This window comes from Pseudonocardia xishanensis (assembly GCF_039541715.1).
GTDB lineage: Bacteria > Actinomycetota > Actinomycetes > Mycobacteriales > Pseudonocardiaceae > Pseudonocardia > Pseudonocardia xishanensis.
Genome location: NZ_BAABGT010000040.1, coordinates 61,806 through 77,117, shown reverse-complemented (window position 1 = coordinate 77,117; position 15,312 = coordinate 61,806). Strand labels below are relative to the sequence as shown.

14 protein-coding genes are annotated in these 15,312 nt (G+C 72.0%); 12 read left to right on the top strand and 2 right to left on the bottom strand.

Annotated features, from left to right (window positions below):
- The 12 genes from ABD993_RS17545 to ABD993_RS36760 all read left to right on the top strand — a co-directional run bounded on the left by ABD993_RS17545 (position 1) and on the right by ABD993_RS36760 (position 13,124).
- Positions 1-759, top strand: a complete 759-nt coding sequence (locus ABD993_RS17545) for an SDR family NAD(P)-dependent oxidoreductase (protein ID WP_345419139.1) — start codon at positions 1-3, stop codon at positions 757-759.
- Positions 756-1,988 carry an acyl-CoA dehydrogenase family protein gene (locus ABD993_RS17540; protein WP_345419136.1) on the top strand — a complete coding sequence of 411 codons (1,233 nt, stop codon included), beginning with the start codon at positions 756-758 and terminating at the stop codon, positions 1,986-1,988. The genes ABD993_RS17545 and ABD993_RS17540 overlap by 4 nt, the downstream gene beginning before the upstream one ends.
- Positions 1,985-3,100, top strand: coding sequence for an acyl-CoA dehydrogenase family protein (locus ABD993_RS17535; protein ID WP_345419133.1), 1,116 nt, complete (start codon positions 1,985-1,987; stop codon positions 3,098-3,100). Before ABD993_RS17540 ends, ABD993_RS17535 begins: the two co-directional genes overlap by 4 nt.
- Complete coding sequence (locus ABD993_RS17530) at positions 3,097-4,755, top strand: class I adenylate-forming enzyme family protein (RefSeq protein WP_345419130.1); 1,659 nt, start codon at positions 3,097-3,099, stop codon at positions 4,753-4,755. Before ABD993_RS17535 ends, ABD993_RS17530 begins: the two co-directional genes overlap by 4 nt.
- On the top strand, positions 4,752-5,867 hold the full coding sequence (locus ABD993_RS17525; RefSeq protein ID WP_345419127.1) for an acyl-CoA dehydrogenase family protein: 1,116 nt from the start codon (positions 4,752-4,754) through the stop codon (positions 5,865-5,867). Before ABD993_RS17530 ends, ABD993_RS17525 begins: the two co-directional genes overlap by 4 nt.
- A complete protein-coding gene (locus tag ABD993_RS17520; protein WP_345419124.1) occupies positions 5,864-6,886 on the top strand; it encodes an acyl-CoA dehydrogenase family protein in 1,023 nt (340 codons plus the stop codon). Before ABD993_RS17525 ends, ABD993_RS17520 begins: the two co-directional genes overlap by 4 nt.
- 61 nt (positions 6,887-6,947) lie before the next feature.
- On the top strand, positions 6,948-8,372 hold the full coding sequence (locus tag ABD993_RS17515; RefSeq protein WP_345419122.1) for an aldehyde dehydrogenase family protein: 1,425 nt from the start codon (positions 6,948-6,950) through the stop codon (positions 8,370-8,372).
- Positions 8,373-8,386: 14 nt separating this feature from the next.
- Positions 8,387-9,796 carry an aldehyde dehydrogenase family protein gene (locus ABD993_RS17510; protein WP_345419119.1) on the top strand — a complete coding sequence of 470 codons (1,410 nt, stop codon included), beginning with the start codon at positions 8,387-8,389 and terminating at the stop codon, positions 9,794-9,796.
- Positions 9,796-10,596, top strand: a complete 801-nt coding sequence (locus ABD993_RS17505; RefSeq protein WP_345419116.1) for a crotonase/enoyl-CoA hydratase family protein — start codon at positions 9,796-9,798, stop codon at positions 10,594-10,596. The genes ABD993_RS17510 and ABD993_RS17505 overlap by 1 nt, the downstream gene beginning before the upstream one ends.
- The gene (locus ABD993_RS17500; protein ID WP_345419113.1) at positions 10,593-11,363 is read left to right on the top strand and encodes an enoyl-CoA hydratase-related protein; all 771 of its coding nucleotides are present in this window, start codon (positions 10,593-10,595) and stop codon (positions 11,361-11,363) included. The genes ABD993_RS17505 and ABD993_RS17500 overlap by 4 nt, the downstream gene beginning before the upstream one ends.
- The gene (locus tag ABD993_RS17495) at positions 11,360-12,184 is read left to right on the top strand and encodes an enoyl-CoA hydratase-related protein (RefSeq protein ID WP_345419109.1); all 825 of its coding nucleotides are present in this window, start codon (positions 11,360-11,362) and stop codon (positions 12,182-12,184) included. The genes ABD993_RS17500 and ABD993_RS17495 overlap by 4 nt, the downstream gene beginning before the upstream one ends.
- Before the next feature lie 10 nt (positions 12,185-12,194).
- Positions 12,195-13,124, top strand: a complete 930-nt coding sequence (locus ABD993_RS36760; protein WP_425569032.1) for a TetR/AcrR family transcriptional regulator — start codon at positions 12,195-12,197, stop codon at positions 13,122-13,124.
- On the opposite strand, the gene ABD993_RS17490 is transcribed toward ABD993_RS36760, so the two are convergent.
- Positions 13,087-13,920, bottom strand: coding sequence for a mycofactocin-coupled SDR family oxidoreductase (locus ABD993_RS17490; RefSeq protein ID WP_345419106.1), 834 nt, complete (start codon positions 13,918-13,920; stop codon positions 13,087-13,089). The two genes, ABD993_RS36760 and ABD993_RS17490, sit on opposite strands and share 38 nt — an antisense overlap.
- Before the next feature lie 67 nt (positions 13,921-13,987).
- Complete coding sequence (locus ABD993_RS17485; RefSeq protein WP_345419103.1) at positions 13,988-15,088, bottom strand: sugar ABC transporter substrate-binding protein; 1,101 nt, start codon at positions 15,086-15,088, stop codon at positions 13,988-13,990.
- Positions 15,089-15,312: the final 224 nt, after the last annotated feature.

The window sequence follows — 15,312 nt, the reverse complement described above, 5'->3', positions numbered from 1 at the left end:
ATGAGGATTGCAGGGGCTTCGGCCGTCGTCACGGGCGGTGCGTCCGGTCTCGGGTACGCCACCGCCGCGCGGCTGGTCAAGGAGGGTGCGTCGGTGGTCCTGCTGGACCTGCCGACGTCGCGGGGGGAGGAGTCCGCGGCGGAGCTCGGCGCGCGGTTCGTCCCCGCCGACGTGACTGACGAGCAGGGCGTCGAGTCGGTCCTCGACGCCGCCGAGGAGGCGGGACCGCTGCGGGCGGTCGTCCACTGCGCCGGACGCGGCCACACGATGCGTGTCCTGGACAAGGAGGGGCGCCCGGGTTCCCTGGAGAACTACGAGGGCGTGATCCGGACCAACCTGATCGGCTCCTTCAACGTGCTGCGGCTCGCCGCGGCGCGGATCGCCCGCACGGAGTCCGTCGAGGGTGAGCGCGGTGTGGTGGTCCTGACCGCGTCCGTGGCGGCCTACGAGGGCCAGATCGGCCAGATCCCCTACGCGTCGTCGAAGGCAGGTGTCGTCGGCATGACGATCGTCGCCGCCCGCGACCTCGCGAGCAAGGAGATCCGGGTCAACACGATCGCTCCCGGCATCTTCGACACGCCGCTGCTCGGCAGGCTCTCGCAGCCCGTGCGGGACTCGCTGGGAGCCTCGGTGCCGCACCCGAAGCGGCTCGGTACCCCGGAGGAGTACGCCTCGCTCGCCGCGCACATCATCGACAACCCGATGATCAACGGGGAGACCATCCGCCTGGACGGCGCGATCCGGATGGCACCCCGATGAGCGGCGAGGAGGACCTGCAGGCCTTCCGCACCCGCGTCCGGACCTGGTTGGAGAAGGAAGCGCCTGCTCACGGCTGGACGAAGGAGAGCAGCGGCGGGCGGCGTCGCATCGGACGGGGCGACCACGCCGCGGTCGAGCGCAACAAGGAGTGCCAGCTCGCGCTGTTCGAGGCCGGGCTCGCCGGGCTGACCTGGCCCGAGGAGTTCGGCGGCCAGGGCCTGACGATGCGCGAGCAGATCGTCTTCACCGAGGAGACGCGCCGCTACGACCTGCCGCTGGTCATGTTCATCATCGGCCTCGGCATGTGCGGACCGACGATCCTGGCGGTCGGCAGCGACGAGCAGAAGCAGCGCTACATCGAGCCCATGCTGCGCGGTGACGAGGTCTGGTGCCAGCTGTTCTCCGAGCCCGGCGCGGGCTCGGACGTCGCCGGGCTCACCACTCGGGCCGTCAAGGACGGCGAGGACTGGGTCGTCAACGGGCAGAAGGTGTGGACCTCCGGTGCGCACCACTGCGAGTTCGGCATCCTGCTCGCCCGGACCAGCCCCGACAAGTCGAAGCACAAGGGCCTGACGATGTTCATCGTCGACCTGCGCTCGCCCGGCGTCACGATCCAGCCGATCAAGCAGATCGACGGCGGCGAGCACTTCAACGAGGTGTTCTTCGACGACGTGCGGATCCCCGACGCCAACGTGCTCGGCGGGGTCGACGGCGGCTGGCACGCGGCCACCGCGACGTTGATGAACGAGCGGGTCTCCCTCGGGGCGGTCCGCCCCCTGGACGACGTGCACTCGACCGACGACCTGATCGAGCTCGCCCGCCGGCGCGGGCTGCTCACCGACGACGGCGTCGTGCGCGACCTCGCGGACCTCTGGATGCGAGAACGCGTCGTCGGCCTGCTGGGAGAGCGGATCACCACCGCCCTCATGCAGGGGACGACGCCGGGCCCGGAGGGCTCGGTCGCGAAGCTCGTCCGGACGGACTTCTCCAACCGGTCGGCCGAGGCGGGGGCCCGGTTCGCCGGTGCCGCCGGGGTGGCGTGGCGGGAGGACGAGGCCGGGGCCGACGGCTACGCGAACACCCTGCTGTTCACCCCGTCGCTGTCCGTCGCGGGCGGCACCGACGAGGTGCTCAAGACGATCATCGGCGAGCGGGTTCTCGGCCTGCCCAAGGAACCCGCCCACGACCGGGACACCCCGTTCCGTGAGCTGTCCGGGAGGAAGGCATGAGCATGCTGTTCGACGACGAGCAGAAGGCGCTCGCCGAGTCCGTCCGCGCCTTCCTGGCCGACACCGCGCCGCCGTCACGGGTTCGTGAGGTGATGGCGACCCCGGAGGGCGTCGATCGGGCCCACTGGACCCGCTGCGCCGCGGAGCTGGGGTTGCACGGGATGGCGGTCCCCGAGGAGTTCGGTGGGGCCGGCTTCTCCGATTTCGAACAGGCCATCGTGTTCGAGGAGATGGGTCGGGCGCTGTACACCGGGCCCTATCTCGCGTCCGTCGCGCTGGCCGCGGCGGTCGTGACCGCGTCGGGCGACGAGACCGCCCAGAAGCGGCTGCTCCCCGCGCTGGCCGACGGATCGGTCGTCGGAACCGTCGCGCTGGTCGACCGGGACGGGAGCCTGGGCAGCCCGGCCGTGACCGCGAGACCCGCCGCGGACGGGGCCCTCGCCCTGGACGGCACGGCGCACCACGTCCTGGCGGCTGCCACGGCGGACGTGCTCCTCCTGGTCGTGGACACCGAGGACGGCGCCGCGCTCGTCGAGGTCGACCTCCGCTCGGCGACGGGCGTGCGCATCGAGCCGCTCGGCACCCTCGACCAGACCCGCAAGCAGGCCCATGTCCACCTGACCGGTACCGCCGCGTCGACGGTCGGGGTCGCGAACGGCCATGAGGTGGTCGACCGCGCCCTGGACCTCGCGCGGGTGATGCTCGCCGCCGAGCAGCTCGGCGTGGCCCAGGCCTGTCTGGAGGCGAGCGTCGAGTACGCCAAGATCCGCACCCAGTTCGGCAGGCCGATCGGCAGCTTCCAGGCCATCAAGCACCGGTGCGCCGACATGCTCATCGCCGCCGAGACCGCACGGTCGGCCGTGTACCACGCCGCAGATCTCGCTCGGGCAGGCGCGAGCGCCGCCGTGGCAGCTCCCATGGCTCTGGCTCTCGCGACCGATGCCGCGCTCTTCGCCGCGCGCCAGAACATCCAGATCCACGGTGGGATCGGCTGCACGTGGGAGCACGACGCACACCTGTACTACCGCCGGGCCGAGTCGAACGCGCTCCTGCTGGGGAGCTCGGACAACCAGCGTCGCCTCCTCGCGACCAGAGTGGGGATCCGGCCGTGACGGCGGCGGGTACGCGTGCCGTCCGCCCGGTCGGGCTCCCCGAGAGCCTGACCTATCCGGCGCTGCCGATCGGCGCGGTGGTGCTGGGTGCGGCCGAGCGCTACGGCGACCGGGCGGCGTTCGTCTCCGACGAGGAGGTGACGACGTTCGCCCAGCTGGGCGCCCGTTCGCGGGCGTTCGCGGCCGCGCTCGCCGCCAGCGGTGTCGAGCCGGGTGACGTCGTCGCGGTACACCTGCCCAACCGGCCCGAGTACGCCGTCGCCTACTACGGTCTGCTCCTCGCGGGGGCCGTGTTCTCGCCGGTCAACCCCCTGCTGCCGGACGACGCGCTCGGTCGCCAGCTGGTGGACAGCGGCGCGGTCGCGGTCGTCACCTCGGACACCGGTGCAGACGCCGTCCGCCGGTCCGGGGCCCCGGACGTGCGCCTGGTGATCCAGGTCGGGGGGGAGCTCCGGACGGGTGTCGTCGGTTACGAGGAGCTGGTGGCGGACGACGCGGCGATCCTGCCCGAGGTGCCGACAGACGTCGATCGGATCGCCCACATCGCGTACACGGGTGGGACCACCGGCGTCTCGAAGGGCGTCGAGCTCACCCACCGCAACGTCGTGAGCAACATCCTTCAGTTCGGCTGCTGGATCCACGGCAGTGTCCCGGAGGAGCGCGACGGCACGGTGTGGCTCGACCAGGTCGGGACCCCCGAGGAGTTCCCCGTTCGGCTCGGCACGGGGGTCACGGTCAACCTGTCGCCGTGGTACCACGCCATGGGATGCGTCGGCAGCATGAACGTTCCCGTTCTCGCGGGCGTGACGACCGTGCTCCAGCATCGGTTCGAGCCTGCCGCCTTCCTGGAGGCTGCCGAGCGCCACGGGGCGACCTCGCTGAGCGGGGCGCCCACCCTGTTCGCCGCCCTCCTGGACCATCCGGACACCGCCACCCGCGACCTGTCCACCGTCCGGCTGGTCAGCTCGGGGGCCGCGCCGCTGTCCCAACACCACGTCAACCGACTTCGCGAGCGATTCCCCGGGGTCGTCGTCGTCGAGGGCTACGGGCTCACGGAGGCGACGATGGGGGTCAGCTACGGCCCGACGTCCCGCTCGTCGGAGCGCAAGGTCGGCAGCGTGGGTGTGCCGGTCTTCGACACCGAGGTGGAGCTGCGGGACCCCGACACGCTGGTCCCGGTCGCGGACGGCGAGCGCGGCGAGGTCTGGATCCGCGGGCCGCAGGTCATGCAGGGCTACCGCAACCGGCCCGACGACACCGCGGACGTCCTGCGCGACGGCTGGCTCCGCACCGGCGACGTCGCCGTCCGCGACGCCGACGGCCACCTGTTCATCGTCGACCGGACGAAGGACATGCTGATCTACAAGGGCTACAACGTGTACCCGCGGGAGATCGAGGAGCTGCTGGCGCGCCGACCCGACGTCGCGGCCGCGGCGGTGGTCGGCAGGCCGAACCCGGACGTCGGCGACCTGCCGGTGGCCTTCGTCGTCCCTCGCGGGGCCCGGGCGCTCGACACCGACGCGCTCATGGCGGAGGTGAACGGGGAGCTGGCGCCCTACAAGAAGATCCGCGAGGTCCACGTCGTGGAGAGCCTCCCCGTGTCGGGGGCGGGCAAGATCCTCAAGCGTGAGCTGCGGGAGCGGCTGACCGCATGACCGGGACACACGACCAGGACCCCTACCGCGCGGAGCTGCGTGCCCGGGTGCGCGCGTTCGTCGACCAGTGGCGGACCGACCGTCACGTCGAGCCGACCTGCGACAGCTGGATGCGCGGCTTCGACCCCGAGTTCAGCCGGGCGCTCGCGGCCCGGGGCTGGATCGGCATCACCTGGCCGACCGAGTTCGGCGGCGCGGGTTCGTCGAACCGGGACCGGTTGGCCGTGACCGAGGAGCTGCTCCGCGCGGGTGCCCCCATCGCGGCGCACTGGATCGGGGACCGGCAGATCGGTCCCGCCATACTCCGCCACGGCACCGAGGAGCTCCGCAAGGAGCTCCTCCCGGCGATCACCGCGGGTGAGGCCGTGTACTGCCTGGGGATGAGCGAACCCGGCGCGGGCTCCGACCTCGCGTCGGTCACCACCCGGGCGGACCGGGTCGAGGGCGGCTGGCGGGTCAGCGGGCGGAAGGTGTGGACGAGCCACGCCCACCACGCGACCCACATGTACCTGCTGGCGCGCACCGAGAAGGCCGAGCGCAAGCATCAGGGTCTCAGCGAGTTCGTGCTCGACCTGCCCAGCGAGGGCATCGAGATCAGCCCGATCCGGGACCTCTCGGGCGAGCACCATTTCAACGAGGTGGTCCTCGACGGCGTGTTCGTCCCCGAGCACCGCCTGCTCGGGACCGCCGGGGACGGCTGGCGTCAGGTCGTGGAGCAACTGTCCTTCGAGCGTGGTGGCCCGGAGCGGGTGCTGTCGACCTACCCCCTGCTCGCCGAGCTCATCGGCCATCCCACCGCGCGTCAGCCGCACATCGCGACCCGCCTCGGTGGCCTTGCCGCCAGGCTGGCGACCCTCCGCCGACTCGCCTGGGAGCTCGCCGGTGCTCTCGACGACGGGCGAGCCCCCGTCCAGGAGGCGGTCACGCTCAAGTACCTCGGGAACGCGTTCGAGTGCAGCGTGGTCGAGCTCGCGCGCGAGGTGTTCGGGGCGGGCGGGGGCGCGGGTGCCCGGCTGTTCCGGGGAGCGCTCGCGGCCCAGCCCGGCTTCACGATCCGAGGCGGGGCGGCCGACGTTCTGCTCGGCCTGCTGGCCAGGGAGGAGGCCCGGTGAGCGCGGACAACGAGAGCGCGTTGAAGGACCTCATCGCGGCGATCGCGGAGGAACACGTCGAGCCGGAGCCAGGCGAGCTCCCCGCCGTGTGGGCAGCGGTCGCCGAGGCCGGGCTGACGCGAATCGGGGTACCCGAGGAGAACGGCGGCTCCGACGGTGACCTCGGGGACCTGCTCGTCGTGGTGGGCGAGCTGGCCAGGCACGGCATCGGGACACCGATCGTGGCGTGCGCCGCGGCGAACGTGCTGCTCGGCCGCCACCACGAGATCGACAATGCGATCAGAGGGGTGGCCGCTCCCGGTGGCGTGGACCGGGACGTGCTGCGCGACGTGCCCTGGGGACGGCATGCCGCGGAGGTCCTGGTCCCGTTGCGGGACAGGGTCCGCATCGTCGACGTGGAGCATGCGGCGGTCGAGGAGGACGTGGACCTCGCGGACGAGCCGCGCGACACGGTCCGGCCGGACGGCGGAGTCGGTGGCGCGCGTCTCGACGAGGCCCGCGGGTCCGACCTGACCCTGCTCGTCGGGCTCCTGCGCGCAGGAGCCCTCCTGGGCACGCTCACGGGCGCGTACGACCTGACCCGCACCTACGTGGCGGAACGCGAGCAGTTCGGCGCACCACTGGTCAGGCTGCCCGCCGTCGCCACCCAGCTCGCGACCATGCGGACCGCCCAGATCACCGCGAGCACGGCGGTCCGACGCGCCGCTGAGATCGTGGACGAGCGCGGCGGGGTGGACGCCGGCGACGCGACCGTCGCCGCCGCGGTCGCCGCGGCCCGGATCTCCACGGCGTCCGCCGCCGGTGACGTCGCCCGGATCGCCCACCAGCTGCACGGCGCCATGGGGATCACGCAGGAGTACCCGCTCCATCGCCTGACTCGCAGGCTCTGGGCGTGGCGCGATACGGACGGCACCGAGTCGGAGTGGTCGGCCCGGTTGGGGACGCTCTGCCTCGACGGCGGCGAAGCGGTCCTGTGGGACGTCGTCACCGCGTCCGTCCCGCCACGCGATGTGGCCTGACCGCACGTCATCCACGGACAGCACAGGTCGGCCGGCGACGAGCCGGTCGGGAAGGTTGGTCATGACTTCACTCGTCGGCCGCAACGGTGCGGCCCAGCCCGTGTCCGGGCCGCACACCTCCGGCTCCACGGTCCCGGAGGTGGTCGCCCGTCTGCGGGCCACCTTCGCCACGGACCGGACCCGGGCTCTGTCCTGGCGGCGTCGTCAGCTCGACGCGCTGGACCGGCTGCTCACCACGCACGAGCGCGAGATCGTCGAGGCCCTCGACGCCGACCTCGGACGGACGGCCTTCGAGGCCTGGCTCGCCGACATCGCGAGCATCCGCGCAGAGATCCGCTTCGCCCGTTCGCGGCTCGGCCGGTGGGCCAAGGACCGCCGCACCGGGCTGCCGAAGGCGACCCTCCCCGCGTGGGGCAGGATCCGCCGGGAGCCGCTGGGTGTCGTCCTGGTGATCGGTGCCTGGAACTACCCGTTCTACCTGACGCTCGGCCCCCTGGTCGGTGCGGTGGCCGCGGGCAATGCCGTCGTCCTCAAGCCCTCGGAGCACGCGCCCGCCTCGTCCGCCCTCATGGCGCGGCTGGTGGGGGAGTACCTCGACACGTCGGCGATCACGGTCGTCGAGGGGGCTGTGGACGAGACTCAGGCGCTCCTGGCCCAGGGTCTGGACCACGTCCTGTACACGGGCAGCGCGGCGGTCGGTGCGAAGATCCTCGAAGCGGCGGCCCCGACGCTGACACCGGTGACCCTCGAGCTCGGCGGGAAGTGCCCCGTGGTCGTCACCGCGGACGCCGACCTCGAGGTGGCGGCGCGACGGATCGTCTGGGCGAAGCTCACCAACGCCGGACAGACCTGCATCACGCCGGACTACGTGCTGGTCGAGGCCGGGGTGAAGGACGAGCTGGTGCGCCGGCTGGTGGAAACGGTCGAGGAGTTCCGCAAGGACGCCCCTGCCGCGCAGCGCATCGTCAACCGCCGCCAGTACGACCGGCTGGCAGGTCTGCTCGACAGCCACGGTGGCACTGTGGCCTACGGCGGCTCGGTGGACGAGGCCGCGGTCGCCGTCCAGCCCACGATCATCGTGGACCCGGACATCACCTCACCGCTGATGGCGGACGAGATCTTCGGCCCGATCCTCCCGGTGCTCGCGGTCGACTCGCTCGACGACGCCATCGGGTTCGTCCGAGCCCGTCCCAAGCCGCTCGCCGCGTACCTCTTCAGCGGGAGCGGCGCCGAGCACAAGCGCTTCGTGGACAAGGTGAGCGCGGGCGGCGTGGTCATCAACCACATCGGCCTGCACTGCCTGTCGCCCCAGGTCCCCTTCGGCGGTGTCGGCCACAGCGGGACGGGCGCCTACCACGGCCGGTGGGGGTTCGAGACCTTCTCCCACCGCAAGCCGGTCGTGCGCACCTACACCCGCCCCGACCCACCCTTCCTGTACCCCCCGATGACGTCGCTCAAGAACGCCGTGCTGCGGCGGATGATGTGAGCGTGGAGGCTGCCGTGAGCGATCACCTGATGACCATCGACGGCAAGTCCGAGGCCGGGACCTCCGGCTTCGACGTCGAGAACCCCGCGACCGGCGAGGTCTTCGCCGTCGCACCCGCCTGTGGCCGGGACCAGCTCGACTGGGCCATGGCGAGCGCCCAGGCCGCGCAGCGCGACTGGGCGCGAGACCAGGACGCCCGCCGGAGCTCCTTGCAGCGGGCAGCGGCCGCGATCACCGCGTCCGCAGGCGAGCTGGCGCAGCTGCTCACCCTCGAGCAGGGCAAACCGCTCGTCGAGTCCACTCGTGAGGCGCACGCGGCCGCCGCCTGGTTCGGCTACTACGCATCGCTGCCGACTCCGGTCGAGGTCCTGCAGGACGGCGACGGTGTCCGGGTCACGCTGCACCGGGTGCCGCTCGGGGTGGTCGCCGCGGTCACCCCCTGGAACTATCCCCTGCTCCTCGCCTCCTTCAAGGCTGCGCCCGGCCTGCTTGCCGGCAACACCGTCGTGCTCAAGCCCTCGCCGCTCACCCCGCTGAGCTCACTTCTGCTCGGTCGGGTGCTCGCGGACGTCCTTCCGCCCGGTGTGCTCAACGTCGTCACCGGTCCGGACTCCTTCGGCCCCCAGGTGACGGCGCACGACATACCGCGAAAGATCAGCTTCACCGGCTCGACCGCGACCGGACGGCGGGTCGCCGCGGGTGCGGGCCTCAAGCGAGTGACCCTGGAGCTCGGGGGCAACGACCCCGCCATCCTCCTCGACGACGTCGACCCGTCGGCCGTGGCGTCCAAGATCTTCGCGAGTGCGTTCGCGAACAACGGCCAGACGTGCGCGGCGGTCAAGCGGGTCTACGCGCCGGCGGCGATGGTCGACGCGGTCGCCGAGGCGCTGGCCGCGGAGGCGGCGAACAAGGTCGTGGGTCCCGGGTCGGACCCGTCGACCCAGCTCGGTCCGCTGACGACGGCGGCGCAGCGCGCCAAGGTCGCGCAGTACGTCGAGGACGCACGCGGACGGGGCGCGCGAGTCGTGCACGGGGGCGAGCTCCCGGGCGGACCAGGGCACTTCTACCCGCCCACCGTGGTGGCGGGCGTCCCGGACGAGGCACCCCTGGCAGCCGACGAGCAGTTCGGCCCCGCCTTGCCGGTGCTGCCCTACGACACGCTCGAGGATGCGGTCGCACGGGCGAATGCGGGCGAGTACGGCCTCGGCGCCTCGGTGTGGGGTGCGGACCTCGACCGCGCCGAGGCCACCGCCGCGCAGATGGAGGCGGGAACGGTGTGGGTGAACACGCACACCGCCCTCTCCCCGCGCTATCCGTTCGCCGGGCACAAGTCGAGTGGGCTGGGCGTGGAGAACGGGGTCCACGGATACGAGGAGTTCACCGACGTGCAGGTCCGTCACGTGGTCACGGAAGGGACGGTGTGATGGGCGAGCAGACGGAGGCCGTGCTCGTCGAGCAGCGGGGGAACACGCTGCTGGTGACGATCAACCGACCCGAGGCGCGGAACGCGATCAACCGCGACGTCACCGTCGGGATCGGCGACGCTCTGGAGCACGCCGAGAAGCAGGTGGACATCCGCACGGTCGTGCTGACCGGAGCCGGGGACAAGTCGTTCTGCGCGGGCGCGGACCTCAAGGCCCTCGCACGGGGCGAGAGCCTGCTCTTCGACGAGGGCCCGCGAGCGGCGTGGGGATTCGCCGGGTACGTGTCGCACCACATCTCCAAGCCGACGATCGCCGCCGTCAACGGAACGGCGTTGGGCGGGGGGACCGAGCTGGTGCTCGCCAGCGACCTCGTGGTCGCGGCGGACACGGCGGTGTTCGGCCTGCCCGAGGTGAAGCGTGGTCTCGTGGCCGGCGCGGGCGGTCTCTTCCGGCTCCCCGCCCAGCTGCCGCCGAAGGTGGCGATGCAGCTGCTCGTCACCGGCGACCCGCTCACCGCCCGAGAGGCGCTCGACCTGCACCTGGTCAACTCCGTCGTCCCCGCCGACCAGGTCCTGACCGCGGCGCTGGAGCTCGCCGAACGGATCAACGCCAACGCCCCGCTCGCCGTGCAGGCGAGCAAGCGGGTCGCCCAGGGCATGATCGGCGGAGCCATCCCGGCCGAGGCGGACTCCTGGGCGCTGTCCGCCGACGAGCGGACGTTGGTCCGTTCGTCGAACGACGCCAAGGAGGGCCCGCGCGCGTTCGCGGAGAAGCGCGAGCCCGTGTGGACCGGCACATGAGCACCGAGCGGCGACTCGACGAGGGACTGCGGATCGAGGACCGCGACGCGGTCCGGGTCCTGGCCCTCGACCGTCCGGACCGGCGCAACGCGCTCAGCCACGCGTTGGTCGACGCCCTGCACGACGAGATCGTCGCCGCCGAGCGGGACCCCGCGGTCCGCGCCGTCGTCCTCACCGGTGCGGAGGGCGCGTTCTCCGCGGGAGCCGACCTGCGAGGTCCCGCTGCGGATGCCGGGGAGGTGGTCCGCGACCACTACAACCCGCTCGTGCGCACCATGCTCGGCGTCGAGACGCCCATGGTCGCCGCGGTGAACGGCGTCGCGGCGGGTGCGGCGGTGTCGCTCGCGCTGGCGTGCGACCTGAGGGTCGCGGCCTCGGAGACGACCTTTCGGCTGGCCTTCGCGAAGATCGGGTTGGTGCCCGACGCGGGGGCGACCTGGCTGCTGCCGCGCATCGTGGGCAGCGGGCGGGCGGCCGAGATGGCCTTGCTCGGCGAGCCCGTGGACGCGGACACTGCGCTGGCCTGGGGCCTGGTCAACCGGGTGGAGGCGACGGGCCCGCAGGCGCAGCAGGCCGCCGTGGAGCTCGCTGCCGGTCTCGGTGAGATCGCAGGCGTGACCCGAAGGTTGCTCGCCTCTGCCGCCACGAACGACCTGACGACGCAGCTCGACGAGGAGGCCGTCGCCCAGGGCAAGGCGCAGCACGGCCCGCAGTTCGCTGCGGCGCGCGCCGCGTTCGCCGGACGCGGACGCGGAGCCGGCCGGTGAGCCGGCCATCCCTGAGGCTGTCGGTCGACGGTCCGGTTGCCGAGCTGGCCCTCGACCGCCCCGATGCCCTCAACACCCTCACCCCGGCGTTCTGGTCGGAGTTCCCGTCCGCACTCGACGAGATCGCCTCGACGCCCGCGGTGCGGGTACTGGTGATCTCGTCGACCGGCAGGCACTTCACCGCGGGTATGGACCTGGCCGCCTTCGGCGGTGCCGCAGCCGAGCCTGGCGCAGACCGAGGGCGACACGCGATCTCGCGGTTCGCGCACCTCAGGGCCCTACAGGAGATCTTCACCCGGCTCGACCGGCTGCGGATCCCCGTGCTCGCAGCGGTCCAGGGCGGCTGCGTCGGCGGCGGGGTCGACCTCGTCACGGCGTGCGACATGCGCTACGCCACCGCGGACGCCTTCTTCGTCGTGCAGGAGACCAACATCGCGGTGACCGCCGACCTGGGCACGCTGCAGCGTCTGCCGGGCCTGATCGCACCAGGGCTCGCACGGGAGCTGGTGTACACCGGCCGCCGGATGCCCGCCGACGAGGCCTTGCGGGCAGGGCTCGTCAACACGGTCTTCGACGACCAGGCGGCGCTGCTCGACGGCGTCCGGGGCATCGCCGCGGAGATCGCAGCCAAGAGCCCGCTGGCCGTGACCGGAGCGAAGGCCGCCCTCAACCACGCCAGGGACTTCGGCGTGGAGGCCGGGCTCGAGCAGGTCGCCCACTGGAACGTCTCCGCGCTCGACAGCGCCGACATCGCAGAGGCCATCCGCGCACGGGGGGAGAAGCGCGAACCCGTCTTCGCCGACCTCCCCACGGTGCAGTGACCGACCACCCATGACGACGACCGAGCACCGGCGGAGGATCCCGGACGGACCCGCGGACGCCCGGATCCTCCACGCCGCACGGGGACTGTTCGCTGTGCGCGGTTACGAGGCCGCGTCGCTGCGCTCGGTCGCGACGGCCGCAGGGTGCACACTCGCCACGATCTATCACTGGTTCGGGGGGAAGGAGGACGTACTCGCGCAGATCGTGCAGCCGTTCGCGGAGAACTACGTGGACCGGTGTCGGGCTCTCGCGGCCCGCCCCGAGCCGGCGTCCGAGCGCATGAGGGACCTCGTGCGCTTCTCCGTCGAGTACCGCAACGCCCACCCGTTCGACGCCCTGGTCGTCGACCGGGAACGCCGGACCCCGTCGTGCGTCGTCGGGAAGCTGACCGCCGCGCCGTGTGCACAGACCGTCGAGATCTGGCGCGCGGTCGCGCAGGACGGGATCGGGTCCGGTGAGTTCGCCGTCGACGCACCCGATCACTCGTTGCGCGCGGTCCGAGCAGTCTGCCGGAGCGTCGCGACCGCCCCTACGGGCACCGTGGACACGGCGGGGAACCGGGCGTGGGGCATCGCGCGCCGGATCCTGGGGACCGATGTCGACGAGGCGCTCCCCGAACGGCAACGTCAGGAGGATCCCCTTGACCGAGTACACGACCATCGTCGTGGGCACCGACGGTTCCGACAGCTCGTTCCGCGCCGTGCACCGCACCGTCGAACGACGAGACGCCGGCCGAGCCCACCGCGACGTCGTTGCCGCCGAGCTCGGCCGAGGCTTCCCCAGGCGACGGGCGAGGGCTTCGCCGTTGTGCACGTCCACCTGGGGGTAGGCCGCGGCGGTCCCACTCCTCGACCAGTCGCGTCGTCTCGTCGAGATCATCGGCCGACGAGCTCGCCACCGCTCACTTCAGCACATAACCCGCGTCCACCGGCAACGTGACGCCGGTGATGAACCGCGCCTCGTCACTGGCGAGGAAGACGAGCGCGTTGCTGATCTCCGATGGCTCCAGCCAGGGGACACCCAGCAGGTTGCTCTCGGCCATCCGCTCGGCGACGTCCTCCCGTGTCGGCTCGGCCAGATCGGGCCGGAACAGCCGCGCGGTGACGTCGTTGTCGATCATCTTGGTCAGGACGCTGCCGGGGTGCAGCGAGTTCACCCGGATCGAATGCGGAGCCAGCTCGATCGCCAGTGCCTTCATCAGGCCGACGAGCCCGTGCTTCGCGGCGCTGTAGTGGGCCAGGTTCCGCAGCCCGCGTAGCCCGGCCGCCGAGCTCGTGATCACGACCGACCCGCCGCGGCCCCCGGACACGAGGTGCGGCGCCACCGCGCGAACGGTGTTCCAGACTCCGGTGAGGTTGATGTCGAGGACGTCGCGCCAGGCCTGCGGTGTGAGTTCCAGCGCGGTGCCGTACGACGAGATGCCTGCGTTGGCGGCGATCACATCGATGCGGCCGAACGCCTCGACCCCCGAGCGGGCTGCCGCCTCGAGCCCGGTGAGATCGCGGACGTCGGTGACGGTGGCCAGGATTCGCCGATCCCTGGCCTCCACCTCCTTGACGGTCTGCCAGAGGTCTTCCGGAGTCGCCATGGGGTAGGTGACAGTGGGCACCTGGTCGGCGATGTCGACGGCGATGATGTCGGCGCCCTCCTCGGCGAGCCGGACCGCATGGCTCCGGCCCTGGCCCCTGGCGGCGCCGGTCACGAACGCGACCTTGCCCTCGAGTCGGCGTGTCACTGCTTCCTCCTTCGTCTCGGACGGGCGCCGGCCCAGGAGCACCGGATGCGATGCTCCGGCCGCGCCGTCACGGAGTGATGCGCCAGATCGTCCGGAACTGGTCGACGTAGTCGCTGGGGGACAGCGGGGTCCCGTTCGCGGGCACCGTGTCCTTGGTGAACAGCTGGAAGGGCGACGGGTTGGTGACGACGGCGGCGTCGGTGGCCAGCGAACGCGCGACCGCGTCGAGGATCAGGTAACCGTCCACCTCGACGGACAGGTTCAGGACCATGGCCATGCGACCGTCGCGGAGGTCCTGGAAGGTCTCCGGGGTCGCGACCGCGGTGGTGGGCTTGACCTTCTCGGTGAGCCCGGCTGCCGACAGGGCCGGGTAGACACCGAGACTCAGGTTCCCGAACGAGAAGAAGATGTAGTTCAGCTTCGGGTCCGACTGGAGAGTGGACACGACCGCCGCCGGGACCTTCTTGCCGATGTCCTGCGGGTTGACGTTGACCAGGGTGGTCGAGCAGCCGCCACACTGCGCCTTCATCTCATCGACGTAGGCGTTCGCCTTCGCGCTCTGGGACGGGAAGGCGGGCGTGCTGACCACGGCGACGTGCGCGTTCCCGCCGGAGTCCTCGATCGCCCAGTCGGCGGCGATCCGGCCTTGCTGCTTGGTGGCCTCGATCCCGAGCGCGACGCCGGACGTGCCGTCCCCGGTCAGGCCGGTCGGTGCTGTCGCAATCGCGAACGCGACGACCTTGATCCCGGCCTCCTTGGCGGCCTTCACGGCGTCGGGCGCGACGTCGGGCTCCTGGCCCGCGAACGCGATCGCGTCCGGTTTCTCGGAGGTTGCCTGCCCCATTGCGTTCGCGAAGCCCGCCGGCGTTCCGTCGTACGCCATCGACGAGGTCTGCCAGCCCAGCACCTGCGCGGCCGACTCCACACCCTTGACGTTCTGCACATCGGTGGGGACGGCGGAGTTGGCGAGGTAGATGACGCGTGCGCCGGCCTGGGGCCGGGACGCCAGCGGCTCGAGGTCGATCTTCGGCTCGCTCGCGAAGGTGCCCACCGTCGAGGAGACCTCGGCGGGGACGGTCCCCGGGCTCGTCGCCGCGGTCGTCGCCGCGCTCCCGCCGCCTCCACCCCCGCACGCCGCCACGGTCAAGGTCGCAAGTGCGACGGCCACGGCCAGGAGGCTGCGTGGGCTCTTCCGGTCTCCGGTGTCCATGTGTCCTCTTTCGGAAGCGGGTCGTTGGTTCCGATTCGAGCTCGCCCACCCGCGTGCCGCGGGGCGGTGCCCTCCGACCGCGGGCCCCGGGATCGGATCCGGCTCGGCGGGGCAGAACATAGCGGGTTGTTGGTCGGCTGACAATCGTCTCGGCGGGGCTCGGGAACCTGATTGACGGTTGA